Raw genomic sequence first — 19,801 nt, 5'->3', positions numbered from 1 at the left:
TGCGGTCACCGGTCGACGCCTCCCATCACGGGGTCGATGGACGCGACGGCGACGATGACGTCGGCGACCTGGCCGCCCTCGCACATCGCCGCCACGGCCTGCAGGTTGGTGAAGGACGGGTCGCGGAAGTGGACCCGGTAGGGGCGGGTGCCGCCGTCCGAGACGAGGTGCACACCGAGCTCGCCCCTGGGGGCCTCCACGGCGGTGTACGTCTGTCCGACCGGGACCCGGAAGCCCTCGGTCACCAGCTTGAAGTGGTGGATCAGGGCCTCCATGGAGGTGCCCATGATCTTCTTGATGTGGTCGAGCGAGTTGCCGAGGCCGTCGGGTCCGAGCGCGAGCTGCGCGGGCCAGGCGATCTTCTTGTCGGCGACCATGACCGGACCCGGCTCCAGCCGGTCCAGGCACTGCTCGATGATCCTGAGCGACTGGCGCATCTCCTCCAGCCGGATGAGGAAGCGGCCGTAGGAGTCGCAGGTGTCCGCGGTGGGCACGTCGAACTCGTAGTTCTCGTAGCCGCAGTACGGGTCGGTCTTGCGCAGGTCGTGCGGGAGTCCGGCGGAGCGCAGGACCGGGCCGGTGACGCCGAGCGCCATGCAGCCGGCCAGGTCGAGGTATCCGACGTCCTGCATGCGGGCCTTGAAGATCGGGTTGCCGGTGGCGAGCTTGTCGTACTCCGGCAGGTTCTTCTTCATGGTCTTCAGGAACTCGCGGATCCGGTCGACCGCGCCCGGGGGCAGGTCCTGGGCGAGTCCGCCGGGCCGGATGAACGCGTGGTTCATCCGGAGGCCGGTGATCAGCTCGAAGAGATCGAGAATCATTTCACGATCACGGAGGCCGTAGATCATGATCGTCGTCGCGCCGAGCTCCATGCCGCCGGTGGCGACGCACACCAGGTGCGAGGAGATCCGGTTGAGCTCCATCAGCAGGACGCGCAGGACGGTGGCCCGGTCGGGGATCTGGTCCTCGATGCCCAGGAGCTTCTCGACCCCGAGGCAGTACGCCGCCTCGTTGGAGAGGGGGGTCAGGTAGTCCATGCGCGTGACGAAGGTGGTGCCCTGCGTCCAGTTCCGGAACTCGATGTTCTTCTCGATGCCGGTGTGGAGGTAGCCGATGCCGCAGCGGGCCTCCGTGACGGTCTCGCCGTCGATCTCCAGGATCAGCCTCAGCACGCCGTGCGTGGACGGGTGCTGGGGGCCCATGTTGACGATGATGCGTTCGTCGTCCGCCTTCGCGGCGGACTCGACGACCTCGTCCCAGTCGCCGCCGGTGACTGTATATACAGTCCCCTCGGTCGTGGAGCGCGGTGTTGCACGGGGAGTGGTCATCAGCTGTACGACCTCCGCTGGTCCGGAGCCGGGATCTGGGCGCCCTTGTACTCGACGGCGATGCCGCCGAGCGGGTAGTCCTTGCGCTGCGGGAAGCCCTGCCAGTCGTCCGGCATCATGATCCGCGTCAGGGCGGGGTGCCCGTCGAAGATCAGCCCGAAGAAGTCGTAGGTCTCGCGCTCGTGCCAGTCGTTGGCCGGATAGACCTCGACGAGGGACGGGATGTGCGGGTCGCTGTCGGGGGCGGACACCTCCAGGCGGATCAGCCGCCCGTGGGTGAGCGACCGCAGGTGGTAGACCGCGTGCAGTTCGCGCCCCTTGTCCCCGAGGAAGTGCACGCCGCTGACGCCCGTACACAGCTCGAAGCGCAGGGCCGGGTCGTCGCGCAGGGTGCGGGCGACCTGGAGCAGGTGCTCGCGGGCGATGTGGAAGGTGAGCTCGTCACGGTCGACGACCGTCTTCTCGATGGCGTCGGCGGGGAGCAGGTCCTGTTCCTCCAGGGCCCCTTCCAGCTCGTCGGCCACTTCGTCGAACCAGCCGCCGTAGGGCCGGTTCGTGGCGCCCGGCAGGGTCACGGTGCGGACGAGTCCGCCGTAGCCCGAGGTGTCGCCGCCGTTGTCGGCGCCGAACATCCCCTTGCGTACGCCGATGACCTCACCGGAGTCGTCGCGCGGGACGGGCACCTGGCCACTGTTGCTGTTGGGTTCGTCGCTCATCGCAGCAGCCCCTTCATCTCGATCAGGGGCAGTGCCTTCAGGGCCGCTTCCTCCGCCTCGCGGGCGGCTTCCTCGGCGTTGACCCCGAGCTTGGAGCCCTGGATCTTCTGGTGGAGCTTGAGGATCGCGTCGATCAGCATCTCGGGACGCGGCGGGCATCCCGGCAAATAGATGTCGACCGGGACAATATGGTCAACACCCTGCACAATTGCGTAGTTGTTGAACATACCGCCCGATGACGCGCAAACCCCCATGGAGATGACCCACTTGGGGCTCGGCATCTGGTCGTAGACCTGCCTCAGGACGGGCGCCATCTTCTGGCTGACCCGTCCCGCGACGATCATCAGATCCGCCTGCCGCGGCGAGCCGCGGAAGACCTCCATCCCGAAACGGGCCAGGTCGTAGCGCCCGGCTCCGGTCGTCATCATCTCGATGGCGCAGCAGGCGAGGCCGAAGGTGGCGGGGAAGACGGACGACTTCCGCACCCATCCGGCGGCCTGCTCGACAGTGGTCAGCACAAAGCCGCTCGGCAGCTTCTCTTCGAGTCCCATGGTGTGTCCCTCAGCCCCTCAGTCCCATTCCAAGCCGCCCCGGCGCCACACATACGCGTAGGCGACGAAGACGGTGAGCACGAAGAGCAGCATCTCCACGAGCCCGAAGATCCCCAGGGCGTCGAAGGTGACCGCCCAGGGATAGAGGAAGACGATCTCGATGTCGAAGACGATGAACAGCATCGCCGTCAGGTAGTACTTGATGGGGAAGCGGCCGCCTCCGGCTGGAGTGGGGGTGGGTTCGATACCGCACTCGTACGCTTCGAGCTTTGCTCGGTTGTACCGCTTGGGGCCGATAAGCGTGGCCATGACCACGGAGAAGATCGCAAACCCTGCCCCGAGGGCGCCGAGCACGAGGATGGGCGCGTAGGCATTCACGCTCCTCGCTCCTTCCAGTCGTCCTTGACCGTTGGACCGCATCGGGCGACCGGCTCGCCACCTCACCAAGATCGTGCACATGTGAGGCAGTTCACAAGCCCGACTGCCCCGCATCCTATGCCTGCCATCCTGTGATCTGCGACACGGGGTACACCAACACCTTTGTGATCTACGCCACCTGACGAACGATCATGAAGTCGGATGAGCGGTGATCTTCGTACGCGAAGCGGCCGAGTGGTTACGAGACGTGACATCTGGCGGCGTCACCGCTGGTCAAGGGGGTGCGGCACTATCAATCGACAGCCAGTACAAGCAAATTGGCGATGGGCACCGCAGGGGTGATATGGGAATCGGCCACAAGCGACCCCCACCCGGACGAGGGGTTCCGGGGTACCGATGTGGACAATGTGCGCGCATTCACGAACTTCCGGACGGCCACCGCGGGTCCGGGGCGGGAGCGGGTCCGGGGCGGACGACAGTGCGGTGGGGTCGCCGGCGAGACGGATCAAATCGCCGACGGAGCGAACCGCCGGCCGGCGACGACCGCCACCCGATCCCTCGGCGGCACACACCGACACTCCCCGGCCACCCATCGACCGGCCACCCATCGACCGCCCCGTCGACCACCCGCCGAACAAACGGACATGACTCACCAATAGGTCATGGGGTCGCACCGAGCCGACCTCCCCGCACCCTCATCCGGGACGCGGGTGCGCGATTGCCCCTCACGGGAGACTCATGCTGTGACCTGTGTCACTCCGCATACGCTTCAAGTAAAGCGGGCTTGGCCATCCGTGTGAACGGATGGTAGGCGACGGGCAATTCGGGCGAATTGCTAAAACGCCGTGATCAAGGGGTTGATGGCGAATGCCCGTTTTGTCCGTTACGGCGTCAATAAAGGCCCCGGATAAGCGGATTCGCAGATTCCGAACGTAACTGTGTCGCAACACACGTTTCTTGACGGGTACCCCCACAGCCCTGATAGCGCTAGTACCCATGTCCCACACCGCTCACATACCCAGCCACCGGAAGCCCCGCCAGAGTGCCTCGAAGACGGCACTGCGGGCCGGAGTTGCCGGTGGCGTCCTCAGCACCATCGCGGTCGCAGGTGCCGCCGGTCCGGCCCAGGCCGAGCCGGTGACACAGACCATCGAGATGCCCACCATCACGGCCGGGTTCGCCACGGCTGTCGCCGCGTCCGCCCAGGCGACGCAGCAGGTCGCTCTCGACCTGGAGACGCAGGCGCACGAGGACGCCGCGGCCGCCGTCGCCGCGAAGACGGCCAAGAAGGCCAAGGCCGAGGCGGTCCGCAAGGCCGAGGCCGAGAAGAAGGCCGAGGCTGCCGCGAAGGCGAAGGCGGAGGCCGCCGCCGAGCGTGCCTCCCGCACCGCCGAGCGCACCACGCTCAGCGCCTCCTCGGGCTCCTCGGGCTCCTCGGCCTCCTCGGCCTCCTCCTCGTCGCCGTCGTACTCCTCGAACGCCACGGGCTCCGCGGCCTCCGTGGTCGCGTTCGCGCAGTCGCAGGTCGGCGACGCCTACGTGTCCGGTGGCACCGGCCCCAACTCGTGGGACTGCTCCGGCCTGGTCCAGGCCGCGTTCCGCACGGTGGGCGTCGACCTGCCGCGCGTCTCGCAGAGCCAGTCGACGGCGGGCACCCAGGTCTCGCTGAACAACCTCCAGCCGGGCGACATCCTGTACTGGGGCGGTGCGGGCAGCGCGTACCACGTCGGGATCTACGTGGGCGGCGGCCAGTTCGTGGGTGCGCAGAACTCCGGCACCGGTGTGGTGCAGCAGTCCCTGGACTACGACCCGCCGTCGGGCGCGGTCCGCGTTCTCTGATTCACAAGCACGCCGGACACTTCGGCACGGCCGAGGGCCGTCACTCCCCCGCTCGGGAGTGACGGCCCTTTCGTGTCCCGCTCCGGGTCAGTGAGCCCCGGTGCGCACATCGGCCTCCGTGCCCGCGCCCGTACTCCCGTCCGCCCCCGCCCCCGCCCCGGTGCCCCCGTCCTCCGGCCGGCGCGGCCCCGGCACCCGGACCGCTTCCTGCACCGCCGCGTCCCGGCGCAGGAGCAGGAAGCCCACCGCGCACGTGAGTCCGGCCAGCACGAAGCCGTACGGGGGTGTGGAGCCCGAGGGTTGTGTCTCGTAGACGAGCGCCGCCGACAGCACCGTCACCACGTTCCGGACACGGCCGTCGCACGCCGTGGCCGCGATCACCGCGGTCCCCCACAGCAGGTACCACGGCTGCACCATCGGGGAGAGGGCCACCAGCGCCAGCAGCGCCAGGCCCAGGGCGTGGACCGGTTCCGTACGACCGGTCCAGGAACGCCGGGCGAGGACGGCGATCACTACGAGGGCGACCAGCAGCCCGAGGTTCTGCACGGCGGACTTGACCGGATCCGGATCCGCTCCGAAGAGCAGGCGCAGCAGGTGTCCGAGGCCCAGCCCGAGGTCGCTGCTGACCGACAGCGCGGTGTGGATACGCCCCGCGACGCTCTGGGTCCCCAGCCAGCCGAAGCCGGTGCCGCCGAGGAGCGTCGCGAGGACGGCGACGGCCCCGGCGACCAGTCCGGGCAGCAGGCCCTTCGCCATCCGTCGTACGAGCGGGCCGGTCGCTGCGCGGCCCACGACGACGCCCACGAACAGCAGGGCCAGCGCCGCCGGGGACTTGACCATCGCCGCGAGTCCGATGAGCACCGCGCCGGTGACCCACCGGCCGCGCAGGGCGAGCACCACGCCCGCCAGCATCAGGCCGGCCATCAGTCCGTCGTTGTGGATGCCGCCCACCACGTGCATGAGCAGCAGCGGGTTGAGCGCCCCCAGCCAGAGCGCGGCGCTCGCGCTGCGGCCGTGCTCGCGGGCGAGGCGCAGCAGCGCCCACGCGATCAGCGCCAGCGCGCCCAGGGCGATGATCCGCAGACCCAGCACGGCGGGGACGATCGTGCCGCCCGTCGCCCAGGCCACACCCTTGGCGAGGACCAGGAAGAACGGCCCGTACGGCGCAGGGGTCTCGGTCCAGTGGCCGCCGACGCTCGCGGCGGCGTCCCCGCCGGGCCCCGCGGGGTCCAGGACCGACGGTCCCACGCTGTAGACGTCGTGGCCTTCGAGGACCATCGCGCCCTGGGCGATGTAGCTGTAGACGTCGGCGCTGTAGAGCGGCGGCGCCAGGACGAACGGGGCCGCCCACCAGCCGAGGGTGACGAGGCTGTGGCGGACGGAGGCGCCCGCCCTGCCGTACAGCCACCAGGAGACGACGAGCAGCGTCAGGCCGCCGTACGCCAGCGCGTAGCCCGCGGCGGTCGCGGCGGGCCCGTGCGGGACCCACAGGCCCCACGGGTCACGGGCCGGCAGGGTGCCTACGGCCCAGCCTCCCGCCACCGCCGCCGCCGCGCCTGCCGTGCCCAGCCGGCGGTACGCGCCGACGCCCCATGTCCCCGTTGCCCGCATGGTCCGCAACCTATCGCAGCGGACGCGGACCGGCGCAGGGTCCCCGGGGCGCCTCCGTCAGGCCTTCGGGGCCACCTTGGAGAGCCCGTTGATGATGCGGTCCATCGCGTCGCCGCCCGTCGGGTCGGTGAGGTTGGCGAGCATCTTCAGCGTGAACTTCATCAGGAGGGGGTGGGTCAGACCGCGCTGCGTCGCGATCTTCATGACCTTCGGGTTGCCGATCAGCTTCACGAAGGCGCGGCCCAGCGTGTAGTAGCCGCCGTAGGTGTCCTTGAGGATCTTCGGGTAGTGGTGCAGGGCCAGTTCGCGCTGGGCCGGGGTCGCGCGGGCGTGGGCCTGGACGATGACGTCCGCGGCGATCTGGCCCGACTCCATGGCGTACGCGATGCCTTCGCCGTTGAACGGGTTGACGAGGCCGCCCGCGTCACCGACGAGCAGCAGGCCCTTGGTGTAGTGCGGCTGGCGGTTGAAGGCCATCGGGAGGGCGGCGCCACGGATCGGCGCCGTCATGTTCTCCGGGGTGTAGCCCCAGTCCTCCGGCATGGAGGCGCACCACGCCTTGAGGACCTCGCGCCAGTCGAGCTCCTTGAAGGCGGAGGAGGAGTTCAGGATGCCGAGGCCGACGTTGGACGTGCCGTCGCCCATGCCGAAGATCCAGCCGTAGCCGGGCAGCAGCCGGTCCTCGGCGCCGCGGCGGTCCCACAGCTCCAGCCAGGACTCCAGGTAGTCGTCGTCGTGGCGGGGCGACGTGAAGTACGTGCGGACCGCGACACCCATGGGGCGGTCCTCCCTGCGGTGCAGGCCCATGTGGAGGGAGAGCCGGGTGGAGTTGCCGTCGGCGGCGACGACGAGCGGGGCGTGGAAGGTGACCGGGGTCTTCTCCTCACCGAGCTTGGCGTGGACGCCGGTGATGCGGCCGGTGCGCTCGTCCTTGATCGGCTCGCCGACGTTGCAGCGCTCGTACAGCCGGGCGCCCGCCTTCTGCGCCTGGCGGGCCAGCTGCTCGTCGAAGTCGTCGCGCTTGCGGACCAGTCCGTAGTCCGGGTACGAGGCGAGATCCGGCCAGTCGAGCTGGAGGCGGACACCGCCGCCGATGATGCGCAGGCCCTTGTTGCGCAGCCAGCCGGCCTCTTCGGAGATGTCGATGCCCATGGAGACGAGCTGCTTGGTGGCACGGGGGGTGAGACCGTCGCCGCAGACCTTCTCCCGCGGGAAGGCCGTCTTCTCCAGGAGGAGGACGTCGAGTCCGGCCTTGGCGAGGTGGTACGCGGTCGTGGAGCCGGCTGGCCCCGCCCCGACGACGATCACGTCCGCGCTGTGTTCGGAGAGGGGCTCGGTCACGGTCGGATCTCCCGAAGACTCGAATTCGCGTGCCGCGCGGCACATGTCGCGTGCAGTCTATGGGTGCCTGCTGATCATCCTCCCTGAAGGGCTCCCCGATGCCGACCGTGCCTTCCCCGACCCCGTCCGTACATCTGCGCGTCCCGACCGACGAGGACGCCCTGGCCTGGCACCGGGTGTTCGACGACCCGGAGGTGATGGAATTCCACGGCGGACGCTCGGCGGAGTTCTCCGTGTACGAGGAGTTGACCGCCCGGCAGCGCAGGCACGACGCGGAGCTCGGCCACTGTCTGTGGACGGTGCTGGACGACGCCGGTGAGGTCCTCGGCTTCACGGGTGCCCAGCCGTGGCCGCACGGGTCGTTCGGCCCGGTGGGCGAGATCGAGATCGGCTGGCGGCTGGGCCGGGCCGCGTGGGGGCACGGCTACGCGACCGCCGCCGCCCGCACCACGCTGGAACGGCTGCGGGACGCGGGGGTGCGGGAGGTCGTGGCGATGATCAACGAGCGGAACGAGCGCTCACTGGCGGTGGCCCGGCGCCTCGGCATGCGACAGGCCGAGACGTACACGACACCGGTCTCCCGGCTGACGGCGTACTGCTTCCGCCTGGAGCTGTGAGCCGGCGGCGCCCCGCCCGCGCACGGTGAGCCGGCGGGCCCTCGCCCCCGCACGGTGAGCCGGCGGGCCCTCGCCCCCGCACGGTGAGCCGGCGGGCCGTCGCCCGCGGGCCGTGATCGGGCGGGCCCTCGCCCGCGGGCCGTGAGCCCTGCGCCCGCGGGCCCTGAGCGGGCGGCCCCTCCGTCGCGGGCCGCCCCTCAGTCGCGCACGCCCCGGTGCAGGGCGACCACACCGCCCGTGAGGTTGCGCCAGGCGACCTTCGACCAGCCGGCCTGCCGCAGGCGGGCGGCGAGGCCGGCCTGGTCGGGCCAGGCACGGATCGACTCGGCGAGGTAGACGTACGCGTCCGGGTTGCTGCACACCGTCCGGGCGACCGGCGGCAGTGCCCGCATCAGGTACTCGGTGTAGACCCGGCGGAAGGGCTCCCAGGTCGGCTGCGAGAACTCGCAGATCACGACCTTGCCGCCGGGCTTCGTCACCCGGTACAGCTCGCGCAGCGCCTCGTCGGTGTCCTGGATGTTGCGCAGCCCGAAGGAGATCGTGACCGCGTCGAAGGTCTCGTCCTTGAACGGGAGTTTCGTGCCGTCGCCCGCGGTGAACGGCATCCACGGGTGGCGCTCCTTGCCGACCCGGAGCATCCCGATCGAGAAGTCGCAGGGGACCACGTAGGCGCCGGCCCGCGCGAAGGGCTGCGAGGAGGTGGCGGTTCCGGCGGCCAGGTCGAGGATCTTCTGGGCCGGCCGGGCGTCCACGGCCTTCGCGACCTCCCTGCGCCAGAGCCGGGCCTGCCCGAGGGAGATCACATCGTTGGTGAGGTCGTAGTTCGCCGCCACGTCGTCGAACATCGAGGCGACTTCGTGCGGCTGCTTGTCCAGGGATGCTCGGGTCACCCTCCCATTCAAGCAGCCCCGCCACCGGTGCCTCCCGGCGGCTTGACGCGGACTGTGACCTTTCCGGCCCGACGGCCCTCTGTAACAGGTGAGGCACCCGGAGACCGGCGAGGCGGGCCGATGCCCGACCTTCAGTGATTGGGCGTCAACTCCGCGCGGGCGTAAGGGAGAAAGGGCGGAAAAAAGCGGGCCGCCCTCCGGGACGGCTGAGCCCCGCTCACCACAAGATCACAGATACTGACGGGAATATGCACACCGACCATGCGCATCGAATACGGACCGCTGCCGCCACCCGCCGCCCGGCGGGCAGGGCAGCTCCCGCCCCACCCCGCCCCTCCGGGCGCGGGCAGGACCGGCAGCGGGACCGGCAGCGGGCCCGGGTCCGCCGCAGACGCCGGCTGAGACGCTCGACGCTCCTCCTGGTGACACTCGCGGGCGCGGTCGCCGCGGTGCTCCTCTCCGTCGATCCGCCGTGGCAGCGGGACACCCGCCCGGCCTCCGCCGCCGGCCGGGGCGCCTCCCCTTCACCGGCCCCGCCCTCCCGCACGACAGCACCCGAGGCCCCGGCCCCTGCCGAGGACGCCGCCTCGCCGAGCGTGAAGCAGTCCGCGGCGCCGTCGGTGCCCGCGTCCGGGCCCGGCACCTTCACCGTGGCCCGCGAGGGCGTGACCCCCACGGGCAAGGGCCACGCCTACCGCGTCGAGGTCGAGGACGGCAGTGGGGTCGATCCCGACCGGGCCGCCCAGGACGTCGCCGACGTCCTCGCCGACCCGCGCGGCTGGAGCAGGGGAAAGGCCCGTTCCTTCCGCCAGGTGGCCGACGGTTCCGCCGGGCTGGTGATCCGTATAGGTACCCCGGCGACCACCGACCGGCTCTGCGGCGGCTACGGCCTGGACACCCGCGGTGAGCTGAACTGCCGCGGCTCCGAGAACGTCATGGTCAACCTGCGGCGCTGGCAGCTCGGTTCACCGCAGTTCGACGGCTCACTCGCCGACTACCGGGCGCTGATCGTCAATCACGAGGTCGGCCACTGGCTGGGCCACGGCCATGAGACCTGCCCTGGCCCCGGCCGTCCGGCTCCGGCGATGATGCAGCAGATCAAGGGCCTGAAGGGCTGTGTGTCCAACGCCTGGCCCTACACGACCGGCGGAGAGTACCTGGGCGGCCCCTCGGTCCCCTGACCTCCGCGCCCCGCGCCCCGCTCAGCTCGCGCGGAAGACCAGCCGCCCGCCCAGAACGGTCGCGACACACACGGCCGCCCCTGTCTCCGCCAGCTCTCCGGCATCCCGTACGCCGAACACCGCCAGGTCGGCCCGGTCCCCGGCGGCCGGTGGGCGACCGGTGTAAGCCCGCAGCTCCGCCGGGTCGCGTACGCCCGCGAGCGGGTCGAGGCGGGGAGGCCGGTCCGCGCCCGTCACGGCGGGCGGGTGGACCCGCAGCCCGGACCGGGACACCGCCAGGCGTACCGAGGGCCGGGTGAACTCCCCCGCGACGGCGGTCGTTCCGTGCCGCAGCATCCGCTGGAGCCCACGCCGGGCGCTCGCGCCCCACCGGGCGTCGTCCGGCGCGAGTGCGGCGACCGCGTCACCGGTCAGCGGCTCCGTGCCCAGCTCGTCCGCCTCGCGCGGGTCCGGGTGGTAGGCCGTCTCCAGCAGGGCCCTCGCCCCGGGGTTCAGCAGACCCGGGGTGATCAGCCCGGACCAGCGCCGCACCCGGGCCCGCGCGAACGCCGCGGTCACGTCCGCGTACGGGCCCACCGCGACGACGAAGCCGCCGTCCACGGCCACGGAGTCCGCCCCTTCCGGGGCGCCGAGGACCGCTTCGGCGGCATGGATCGTCAGCACGACGAGGCTAGTTGGCGTCGAGGAGCTTGAGCTCCGGGTGCGCCGTGCCGCCCGCGATCGCCGTGGAGGAGATGTGCGAGACGACGCGCTCGTCGACCGGGTCGTTCGCCGGGTCGTCGTGGACGACGAGGTGTTCGTACGTCGTGGCGCGCTGTGCGGGCACCCGGCCCGCCTTGCGGATCAGGTCGATGATCTCCATGCGGTTCGAGCGGTGCCTGGCACCGGCCGAGGAGACGACGTTCTCCTCCAGCATGATCGAACCGAGGTCGTCCGCCCCGTAGTGCAGGGAGAGCTGGCCGACCTCCTTGCCCGTGGTCAGCCAGGAGCCCTGGATGTGGGCGACGTTGTCCAGGAACAGCCGGGAGATGGCGATCATCCGCAGGTACTCGAAGAGCGTGGCCTGCGTCTGGCCCTTAAGCTTGTTGTTCTCCGGCTGGTAGGTGTACGGGATGAAGGCGCGGAAGCCGCCCGTACGGTCCTGCACGTCGCGGATCATCCGCAGGTGCTCGATGCGCTCGGCGTTGGTCTCGCCGGTGCCCATCAGCATGGTGGAGGTGGACTCGACGCCGAGGCCGTGGGCGATCTCCATGATCTCCAGCCAGCGCTCGCCGGACTCCTTGAGCGGGGCGATCGCGGTGCGCGGCCGGGCGGGCAGCAGCTCGGCGCCGGCGCCCGCGAAGGAGTCGAGACCGGCGGCGTGGATCCGCTGGATGGCCTCCTCGGCCGACACCTCGGAGATGCGGGCCATGTGCTCGATCTCGGAGGCGCCCAGCGAGTGGATGACCAGCTGCGGGAACGCCTTCTTGATCGCGGAGAAGTGCTCCTCGTAGTACTCGACGCCGTAGTCCGGGTGGTGACCGCCCTGGAACATGATCTGCGTGCCGCCGAGTTCGACCGTCTCCGCGCAGCGGCGCAGGATGTCGTCGAGGTCGCGGGACCAGCCCTTGGCCGTGTCCTTGGGTGCCGCGTAGAACGCGCAGAACTTGCAGGCCGTGACGCACACGTTCGTGTAGTTGATGTTGCGCTCGATGATGTACGTCGCGATGTGCTCCGTACCGGCGTAGCGGCGACGGCGCACGGCGTCCGCGGCTGTCCCCAGTGCGTGCAGCGGTGCCGACCGGTACAGGTCGAGCGCCTCCTCGGGGGAGATCCGCCCGCCTTCGGCGGCGCGGTCGAGGACGGGCTGGAGGTCGGCCTTCTCGGTCACCGGGCTGTCACCTTTCGGCGGTTTTTCTACGGATCCGCGGACCGATCCAGCGTACGCCAGCCCTTGCCGGTGTCAGCCGCCGGACCGGGTGAGTACCCCCTTCGGCGTGCCCGCCGCGTCCTCGTGGGACCGGTAGAGAAGAGTGCTGCCGGAGGTGAGGGTGAAGTCCAGGTCGGACTCGCCGCCCGTGCACAGGGTGGCGTCGGTGCTGTCCGGGTCGGTGCGTTCGCGGACCTCGATCGCCGTGGCCTCGCCGGAGACGAGCCTGCCGATGCTCTTGCACACGACCTTCGTCCCGAGCACCTCCAGCGCGTACGTCAGCCGCACCACGTCCTGGCCCTTCTTCCCTTCGGTGAACACGGCGGTGACGTTGCCGTGCGGGAGTCCGCTGCGCTCGGTGACGGGGCCCTTCCAGGTGCCGGTGAACGCCTTGGGCAGCGTGCTCACCGCGCCGCCGCCGGCCGGGGGCGACTCCTCACGGGGCGTCCCCGACGGGCTCGGGCCGCCGGTGGCCGCCGGGGGCTGCGCGGCACCGTCGTTGCTGTGCCCGTCGTCGTCGCTCCGGAAGAGGTCCCCGATCGTCCCGGCGCCCAGGGTCACCGCGGCGAGGGCTCCGGCGACGGCCAGCGCGACGGTGCAGCTCACCCGCCTGCCCCTGCGTTCCCCGGGCCCGGAGTCGGCGTTCATGGTGACGGCGATACGCGCACCCGGTCCGCTCCCCTCGGCGGGGGGCCCGGTGGGCGGCCCGGCGGCCGGGCCCGTGGACGGCGGTACGGAGGGCGGGGGCGGCAGCGGCGGACCGAACGCACCGAGCCCCGCGCCGCCCCGTGACGCGTTGCTGAACGGCACCGGACCCGACTGCGCCGGAGCCTCCTGCGGCTCCAGGTCGAGCAGGGCCACCGCCGACCGGCTGACCTCGCGCACCAGGGAACCGGGCAGCCATCCCGCCGCCACCAGCGCGGCGGCCCCGCCCGGTGCGAGACGGCGCGCCAGCTCCGCCGGGGCCGGCCGGTCACGGGGGTCCTTGGCGAGGCATCCGGCGACCAGTTCGCGCAGTTCGCCCTCCAGCTCGCCCAGTTCGGGTGCCTCGTGCACCACCTTGTAGAGGAGTACGGCGGAGGAGTCGCCCACGAAGGGGGCGCTGCCGGTCGCGGCGTACGCGAGGACCGCCCCCAGGGAGAAGACGTCGGCGGCGCCGGAGATGTCCAGGCCCCTGATCTGCTCCGGGGCCATGTATCCGGGCGAGCCGACCGAGACGCCGGTGGAGGTGAGGGAGACGGTGGCGCCGAGGGCCCGGGCGATCCCGAAGTCGATCAGCCGCGGGCCGTCCAGGGCGAGCAGGACGTTGGACGGCTTCACGTCCCGGTGGATGAGGCCGTGCGCGTGCACCGCGTCGAGCGCCTCGCCGAGGCCGGCGCCCAGGGTCCGCACCGCGTGCTCCGGCAGGGGGCCGTGCCGGGTGACGGCGTCGGAGAGCGGTGGCCCGGCCACGTAGCCGGTCGCCACCCAGGGGATGGGCGCGTCCGGGTCGGCGTCCAGGACGGGGGCGGTCCACTGCGCGCCGAGCCGTCGTGCGGCGTCCACCTCGCGCCGGAACCGGGCACGGAACTGCTCGTCGAGGGCGAAGTGGGGGTGCACGACCTTGACCGCGACGGTACGTCCGCCCGCGCTGCGGCCCAGATAGACGCGGCCCATGCCGCCGGCGCCGAGCCTGCCGAGCAGCCGGTAGGCACCGATCGCGTGCGGTTCGCCCGCTTCCAGCGGCTGCATATGGCGTCTCCCCGGTGTGAACCCGCGTACCTCCGACCGCAGCCTAGGCCGCCGGGGTCACAGGGTCACGGGAAGCCTTCTGCCGATTTCGCCCCTAAGGGCACGAAGCACGGTTTTCGCCACTGCGAAAGGCGCAAACACATCGTTCACCGGCGTTCTTCCGTGTTCACCGATGCGATACCGGAACGCAAACCGGATGCGTTCCCGGCGCCCTCCGCTATTCGACGCCGGGATGCCCGTGACGGGCGCCCGGCCATTCATCCGCTTTCACGGGAACCGCGCCGGGAAGGGTTGGGGATCGCATCGGGAAGGCGCCGCGGACGGACCCGCGGCGGAATGCCCGGGCCGCCGCTCTCCGGGGGATAAAGGACTGCCCCGGGGAAGGTGGCGTAAGGCGCGGAATGGTTCAGGATTCATCTACTCCTGCGTCATTCCCGATGCGACGGGCACGGTCCCGCGCCGGCCGTCGTCAGCCGCCGAGCAGCTCGACCGTCACGTCCGCCGGGAAGCCGGTCGTCGGGCCGGTCCGGCGGGCGAACTCACGCACCCCGGCCAGTTGGTCCGGGCCGAAGCGGAAGTCGAGGGTGGTGAAGTAGCGCTCCAGGACCTCGGCGTCGAAGGCCTCCCAGCGCGCCGCCTGCTCCGCCACCTTGGTGACCTCCTCCAGCGAGACGTCCCGCGAGGCCAGGAACGCCTCGTGGACCTTCTTCACGTAGAGGGGGTGCGAGGCCAGGTAGTCCTTGCGGGCGGCCCAGACCGCGAAGACGAACGGCAGGCCCGTCCACTCCTTCCACATCTGGCCCAGGTCATGGACCTGCAGTCCCAGCTTCGGGGCGTCGTGCAGATTGGCGCGCAGCGCGGCGTCGCCGATCAGCACCGCCGCGTCGGCCTCCTGCATCATCAGCCCGAGATCGGGCGGGCAGGTGAAGTAGTCGGGTGTGACGCCGTAGCGCTCGGCCAGCAGCAGCTGTGCCAGCCGTACGGAGGTGCGGGAGGTGGAGCCCAGTGCCACCCGCGCGCCGTCGAGCTGGTCGAGCGGCAGCTGGGACACGATCACGCACGACATGACGGGTCCGTCGCAGCCGACCGCGATGTCGGGGAGCGCGACCAGGTCGTCGGCGTTGCGCAGGAACTCGACGAGGGTGACGGGGCCGATGTCGAGATCGCCCCTGATCAGCTGCTCACTGAGTCTCTCCGGGGTGTCCTTCGAGAGCTCCAGGTCGAGCAGGGTTCCGGTCCGTGCCAGGCCCCAGTAGAGGGGGAGGCAGTTGAGGAACTGGATGTGGCCGACGCGCGGCCTGCTGCGACGGTCGTCGCCTTCTACGGGAGAGACAGTTGAATTGTCCACATCGCGAGGCTAGACCCGTGCCCTCCGGCGGGCGTCATCGGGGCGTCAGGACGGCTCCCCGGGGCCTTGTCCGTCAGCTCTCCGGCGGCCCGGGCAAACATCCGGGTGAAGTGATCTTTCCCTCTACCGCTCCCCCGAGACTGCGTGCTAGGCTCGCCCGCAAGTTGCAGTTTGGTTTCCCTTGCAGTACAGAGCCTGCGGAGCATGTAACCCGCAGGCTTTTGTAGTTTTCAGACTTGTTTGCAGGTTCTGGAGCAGGGCAACCCTTTGGCCCAAGGAGGGCTTATGGCTACCGGAACCGTCAAGTGGTTCAACGCTGAAAAGGGCTTCGGCTTCATCGCCCAGGACGGCGGCGGCCCGGATGTCTTCGTCCACTACTCCGCGATCAACGCGTCCGGGTTCCGCTCCCTCGAGGAGAACCAGGTCGTGAACTTCGACGTCACTCAGGGACCCAAGGGTCCGCAGGCTGAGAACGTCACCCCGGCCTAGTTGCCCGGGTCGGCCGATCGCGGCCGGCTATGCAGTACCCAAGGAGCCCCGTTCCCCCGCCCCGGCGGAGGAACGGGGCTCCTGCCTTTCTCCGGAACGCCGGACCACCGTGGTGGAACTGCCCGCGTTCGAGGCGGCGACGATCGTCCACCGGGGCCCGACGGAGGGCGTCCTGGCTACCGAGCAGATCCTGGCCCACCGGATCGAGGTCCATGGACACCGGCTGCGGGGTACTCCCGCGAGGTCACCCCGGAGTGCCCGCCGGACCAGCAGGGCTGGGTGACGGAACCGCAGCAACCGGTCACGGCCTGACATAGCGTCATCATCTGTGCGGGCCCTCGCCCCCGAATCGTTGTCGAGGGGCCTGTGCGGAGGAACACCCAGTGCTGACGAGTCCGCCTCTAACAAGGCAGACTGTTGAGCGCGGTACGAGGCAGGCGCAGAGCGGGATCAGCGGCACCGGCGGGGCAAGCAGGACAGGGGGCATCAATGGACCGTGACAACGGACCTGTGCGCGTGCCGGACCAGCGCGCACCACGGGAACGGACGGCCGGGAGCGAACTCCGCTTCGAGGTGCTCGGCCCGGTGCGCGCCCGGCGCGGCGGACAGGTGCTCCCTTCCGGATCGCCGCAGCAACGGGCCCTGCTGGCCGCCCTGCTCCTGCGTGACGGCCGCACGGCCACCGCGGCCGAGCTCATCGACGCGCTGTGGGGCGACGACCCTCCGTCCCAGGCGCTGGCGACGGTCCGTACGTACGCCTCGCGGCTCCGCAAGACCCTCGGCCAGGACACGCTGGTCAGCGAGTCCGGGGGCTACGCGGTGCGCATCCACCGCGATGCCCTCGACCTCACCCATGCCCAGGACCTCGCCGCCGAGGCGGAGAAGGCCCGTAGCGGCGGGGACCGCTGGCAGGCCCGCACCCTGATCAACAAGCTCCTCGGGCTGTGGGACGGCCAGGCGCTCGCCTCCGTCCCCGGGCCGTACGCGGACAACCAGCGCACCAGCCTGGAGGAGTGGCGCCTCCAGCTCACGGAGACCCGGCTCGACCTCGACCTGGAGGTCGGCTGCCACGCGGAGGCGGTCTCCGAACTGACCGCGCTCACCGCCGCGCACCCGCTGCGCGAACGCCTGCGCGAGCTGCTGATGGTCGCCCTGTACCGCAGCGGCCGGCAGGCGGAGGCGCTCGCGGTGTACGCGGACACCCGCCGGCTGCTGGCCGAGGAGCTGGGCGTCGACCCGTGCCCCGAACTGGCCCAGCTCCAGCGGCGGATCCTCCAGGCCGACGAGGACCTGGCCCGCCCCGCCGACGAACCGGCCCCGGCCTCCGCCCCGGTACGGCCCGCCCAGCTCCCCGCCACCGTGCCGGACTTCACCGGCCGCGCCTCCTTCGTACGCGAGCTGGGTGACCGGCTGGCGACCTCCGAGGGCTCCGTCATGGCGGTCTCCGCGCTGGCCGGCATCGGCGGCGTCGGCAAGACGACCCTGGCCGTGCACGTCGCCCACCAGGCCCGCCCGCACTTCCCGGACGGCCAGCTGTACGTGAACCTCCAGGGCGCGGGTGCCAGGGCCGCCGAACCGGAGACCGTCCTCGGCTCGTTCCTGCGTGCCCTGGGCACCGCGGACTCCGCGATCCCGGACTCCCTCGACGAGCGGGCCGCGCTCTACCGCTCCACCCTGGACGGCCGCCGCATCCTGATCCTCCTGGACAACGCCCACGACGCGGCCCAGATCCGCCCGCTGCTGCCCGGCACGGCGGGCTGCGCGGCCCTGGTGACCAGCCGCGTCCGCATGGTCGACCTGGCGGGCGCGCACCTGGTGGACCTGGACGTCATGTCTCCCGAGGAGGCCCTCCAGCTCTTCACCCGGATCGTCGGCGCGGAGCGCGTCGACTCCGAGCGTGAGGCGGCCCTGGACGTGGTGGCGGCCTGCGGCTTCCTGCCGCTGGCCATCCGTATCGCCGCCTCCCGCCTGGCCTCCCGCCGTACCTGGACGGTCTCGGTCCTGGCCGCGAAGCTCGCGGACGAGCGCCGCCGGCTGGACGAGCTCCAGGCGGGCGACCTCGCGGTCAAGGCCACCTTCGAGCTCGGCTACGGCCAGTTGGAGCCTGCCCAGGCCCGCGCCTTCCGCCTCCTGGGCCTCGCGGACGGCCCGGACATCTCCCTCGCGGCGGCCGCCGCCCTCCTGGACCTGGAGACGCACACGGCGGAGGACCTGCTGGAGGCCCTGGTCGACACGTCCCTCGTGGAATCGGCCGCGCCCGGCCGCTACCGCTACCACGACCTGGTGCGCCTCTACGCGCGTGCGTGCGCGGAACGTGACGAACAGGTGCCGGCGGAGCGGGAGATGGCGCTGTCGCGGCTGCTGGACTTCTACCTGGCGACGGCGGCGGGGGTGTACGCGCTGGAGCGGCCGGGTGACCGACTCGCGGACCACCGGGAGCCCACTCAGTACGCAGGTCTCACCTTCGCCGACCGGCACGACGCGCAGGACTGGCTCTACACCGAAGCCAACTCCCTTCTCGCCTGCGTGCGTCAGTCCTCCGGCAGAGCCACGCTCCGTCGCGCGGTCGATCTGCTGTGGGCGGCCAAGGATTTGGCGGAGTCGGGGGCGAACTCCAAGCAGTACGAGACTGCGGCGACCGCCGTGCGTGATCTGGCACGCGCAATGGGCGACAACCGGGCGGAAGGGCGCGCCCTCACCACCCTGACCAACGTGCGGCTCGTGGCAGGACGGTTCGACCAGGCCAAGCAGGACGCCCAGCGTGCCATGGTGCTCGCGCGAGCGGCTGACGATCCGCTTCCGAACTGCTGGGCGCCCAACGACCTGGGGATCATCGCGCTCTACCAGAACCGCCACGCCGAGGGGGAGTCGTACCTCCAGCAGGCCATAACGAACTTCCGTGCCGACGGGAACAGGCCCGGCGAGGCCAGCGCCCTGTGCAATCTCTCGCGTATCCATCTCGCGATGGGCCGTACGTCGAGTGCGGTGACACTGGCCCAGCAGGGCATCGACATCTACGACGGCCTGGGCCACGCACTGCGTGGCGCCAACGGACGGTACGCGCTGGGGCTGGCTCTCACCGAGCTCGGACATCTCCCCGACGCCGCGGAGCGGCTCGCGGAAGCTCTGGCCATCTTCCGTGACAGCAGGCAACGCCTCTGGGAAGGCATGACGCTCTTCCGTCTGGCCGAGGTGGATCTCGCGGCACACGTACCGGCGCGGGCGGCGGTCAAGGCCGAGCAGGCCCTCGCCGTCCTGCGTGGCATCGGCGGGGAGTGGCGGAGAGGCAACGTCCTCACGGTGCTCGGAAAGGCTCTGCGTGACATCGGCCAAGCAGGCCGTGCCCAGGTCTGCTGGCACGAGGCTCTGGTCATATACGAGGGTCTGGGTTCGTCCGAGGCCGTAGAGGTGCGCACGCTGCTGGCCCCGGCGGCCGCTGCCTGACTGCGCCGCACATGGCGTTCATCGTTCGTTTATCGCGACCCGGCACTCTCGTCCTTGTCGATCCGTCGCGTCGGGGGGCAGACGGGCCGGCACAGGCCGCAGGGATATGTTGAGCGGCCATGAAGGCCCGCCCGGGGACCCACGGGGGAGTTGCCGGGCGGGCCCGCCGAACGCAGATCAGCAATTCAGGGAGCTGAAGACGATGACTGACGCCAAGAAGACCGTCGGCACCAAGCCGCTCGACAACCACGCCACCGGCGAAGAGGTAACGACGCTGGACAACCACGCGACCGGTGCCGAGGCCAAGCTGCTCGACAACCACGCGACCGGTGGCGAGGCCAAGCTGCTCGACAACCACGCGACGAGCGAGCCGGCCAACTAGACCTCACCTGCACGGGGAACGGCCGCGGCGGCGCGGAGGGGGCGCC

General features: G+C 71.0%; 17 protein-coding genes and 1 pseudogene. 7 read left to right on the top strand and 11 right to left on the bottom strand.

The genetic code is table 11. From position 1 onward, the window contains the following. Window positions 1–5: 5 nt before the first annotated feature. From ACFWVP_RS06245 to ACFWVP_RS06230, 4 genes are read right to left on the bottom strand one after another with little or no spacing between them, the layout of a single operon-like run. Window positions 6–1,328 (bottom strand): NADH-quinone oxidoreductase subunit D, encoded by a 1,323-nt coding sequence (locus ACFWVP_RS06245; RefSeq protein ID WP_384494037.1) that lies wholly within the window; start codon window positions 1,326–1,328, stop codon window positions 6–8. Further along, complete coding sequence (locus tag ACFWVP_RS06240) at window positions 1,328–2,044, bottom strand: NADH-quinone oxidoreductase subunit C (protein WP_384494035.1); 717 nt, start codon at window positions 2,042–2,044, stop codon at window positions 1,328–1,330. Before ACFWVP_RS06240 ends, ACFWVP_RS06245 begins: the two co-directional genes overlap by 1 nt. Continuing rightward, entirely contained in the window at window positions 2,041–2,595 is a 555-nt protein-coding gene (locus ACFWVP_RS06235) for an NADH-quinone oxidoreductase subunit B family protein (protein ID WP_014154689.1), read from the bottom strand. Before ACFWVP_RS06235 ends, ACFWVP_RS06240 begins: the two co-directional genes overlap by 4 nt. Before the next feature lie 18 nt (window positions 2,596–2,613). Beyond that, a complete protein-coding gene (locus ACFWVP_RS06230; protein WP_003992243.1) occupies window positions 2,614–2,973 on the bottom strand; it encodes an NADH-quinone oxidoreductase subunit A in 360 nt (119 codons plus the stop codon). A gap of 996 nt (window positions 2,974–3,969) precedes the next feature. Here ACFWVP_RS06230 and ACFWVP_RS06225 point away from each other — a divergent pair. Then, complete coding sequence (locus ACFWVP_RS06225; RefSeq protein ID WP_384494033.1) at window positions 3,970–4,812, top strand: C40 family peptidase; 843 nt, start codon at window positions 3,970–3,972, stop codon at window positions 4,810–4,812. Window positions 4,813–4,899: 87 nt separating this feature from the next. Here the strand turns inward: ACFWVP_RS06225 and mptB are convergent, their stop codons facing one another. Both mptB and ACFWVP_RS06215 read right to left on the bottom strand, forming a co-directional pair. Beyond that, window positions 4,900–6,423 carry a polyprenol phosphomannose-dependent alpha 1,6 mannosyltransferase MptB gene (gene mptB / locus ACFWVP_RS06220; protein ID WP_384494031.1) on the bottom strand — a complete coding sequence of 508 codons (1,524 nt, stop codon included), beginning with the start codon at window positions 6,421–6,423 and terminating at the stop codon, window positions 4,900–4,902. Between the two features lie 57 nt (window positions 6,424–6,480). Beyond that, window positions 6,481–7,764 (bottom strand): geranylgeranyl reductase family protein, encoded by a 1,284-nt coding sequence (locus tag ACFWVP_RS06215; RefSeq protein WP_384494029.1) that lies wholly within the window; start codon window positions 7,762–7,764, stop codon window positions 6,481–6,483. A 98-nt stretch (window positions 7,765–7,862) separates the two neighbouring features. Here ACFWVP_RS06215 and ACFWVP_RS06210 point away from each other — a divergent pair, with 98 nt between their 5' ends. Continuing rightward, complete coding sequence (locus ACFWVP_RS06210) at window positions 7,863–8,381, top strand: GNAT family N-acetyltransferase (protein WP_384494028.1); 519 nt, start codon at window positions 7,863–7,865, stop codon at window positions 8,379–8,381. Window positions 8,382–8,578: 197 nt separating this feature from the next. Here ACFWVP_RS06210 and ACFWVP_RS06205 read toward each other — a convergent pair whose 3' ends face one another. Next, window positions 8,579–9,271, bottom strand: a complete 693-nt coding sequence (locus tag ACFWVP_RS06205; RefSeq protein ID WP_384494027.1) for a demethylmenaquinone methyltransferase — start codon at window positions 9,269–9,271, stop codon at window positions 8,579–8,581. Between the two features lie 248 nt (window positions 9,272–9,519). Between ACFWVP_RS06205 and ACFWVP_RS06200 the strand changes: the two genes are divergently transcribed. After that, complete coding sequence (locus ACFWVP_RS06200) at window positions 9,520–10,452, top strand: DUF3152 domain-containing protein (RefSeq protein ID WP_384494026.1); 933 nt, start codon at window positions 9,520–9,522, stop codon at window positions 10,450–10,452. A 21-nt stretch (window positions 10,453–10,473) separates the two neighbouring features. On the opposite strand, the gene ACFWVP_RS06195 is transcribed toward ACFWVP_RS06200, so the two are convergent. The 4 genes from ACFWVP_RS06195 to ACFWVP_RS06180 form a co-directional block, all read right to left on the bottom strand. Continuing rightward, on the bottom strand, window positions 10,474–11,115 hold the full coding sequence (locus ACFWVP_RS06195) for a hypothetical protein (protein ID WP_384494024.1): 642 nt from the start codon (window positions 11,113–11,115) through the stop codon (window positions 10,474–10,476). Between the two features lie 7 nt (window positions 11,116–11,122). Next, window positions 11,123–12,322 carry a cyclic dehypoxanthinyl futalosine synthase gene (gene mqnC, locus ACFWVP_RS06190; RefSeq protein ID WP_384494022.1) on the bottom strand — a complete coding sequence of 400 codons (1,200 nt, stop codon included), beginning with the start codon at window positions 12,320–12,322 and terminating at the stop codon, window positions 11,123–11,125. 72 nt (window positions 12,323–12,394) lie between these two features. Then, complete coding sequence (locus tag ACFWVP_RS06185) at window positions 12,395–14,092, bottom strand: serine/threonine-protein kinase (protein WP_384494020.1); 1,698 nt, start codon at window positions 14,090–14,092, stop codon at window positions 12,395–12,397. Window positions 14,093–14,561: 469 nt separating this feature from the next. Beyond that, window positions 14,562–15,440 (bottom strand): menaquinone biosynthetic enzyme MqnA/MqnD family protein, encoded by an 879-nt coding sequence (locus ACFWVP_RS06180; protein WP_384494018.1) that lies wholly within the window; start codon window positions 15,438–15,440, stop codon window positions 14,562–14,564. Window positions 15,441–15,725: 285 nt separating this feature from the next. Here ACFWVP_RS06180 and ACFWVP_RS06175 point away from each other — a divergent pair, with 285 nt between their 5' ends. From ACFWVP_RS06175 to ACFWVP_RS06160, 4 genes and pseudogenes are all read left to right on the top strand, one after another. After that, window positions 15,726–15,929 (top strand): cold-shock protein, encoded by a 204-nt coding sequence (locus tag ACFWVP_RS06175; protein ID WP_003967102.1) that lies wholly within the window; start codon window positions 15,726–15,728, stop codon window positions 15,927–15,929. A gap of 106 nt (window positions 15,930–16,035) precedes the next feature. Beyond that, a pseudogene (locus tag ACFWVP_RS06170) lies at window positions 16,036–16,241 on the top strand (MerR family transcriptional regulator); the annotation flags it as partial. Between the two features lie 177 nt (window positions 16,242–16,418). Next, window positions 16,419–19,373, top strand: a complete 2,955-nt coding sequence (locus tag ACFWVP_RS06165) for a BTAD domain-containing putative transcriptional regulator (RefSeq protein WP_384494016.1) — start codon at window positions 16,419–16,421, stop codon at window positions 19,371–19,373. 202 nt (window positions 19,374–19,575) lie between these two features. Beyond that, entirely contained in the window at window positions 19,576–19,755 is a 180-nt protein-coding gene (locus ACFWVP_RS06160; RefSeq protein WP_384494015.1) for a hypothetical protein, read from the top strand. The last annotated feature ends 46 nt before the right edge of the window (window positions 19,756–19,801 follow it).

Source organism: Streptomyces sp. NPDC058637 (genome assembly GCF_042717325.1).
Lineage (GTDB): Bacteria > Actinomycetota > Actinomycetes > Streptomycetales > Streptomycetaceae > Streptomyces.
Note: the sequence above shows the minus strand (reverse complement) of the source record. Positions and strands in the feature narration are given on the sequence as shown.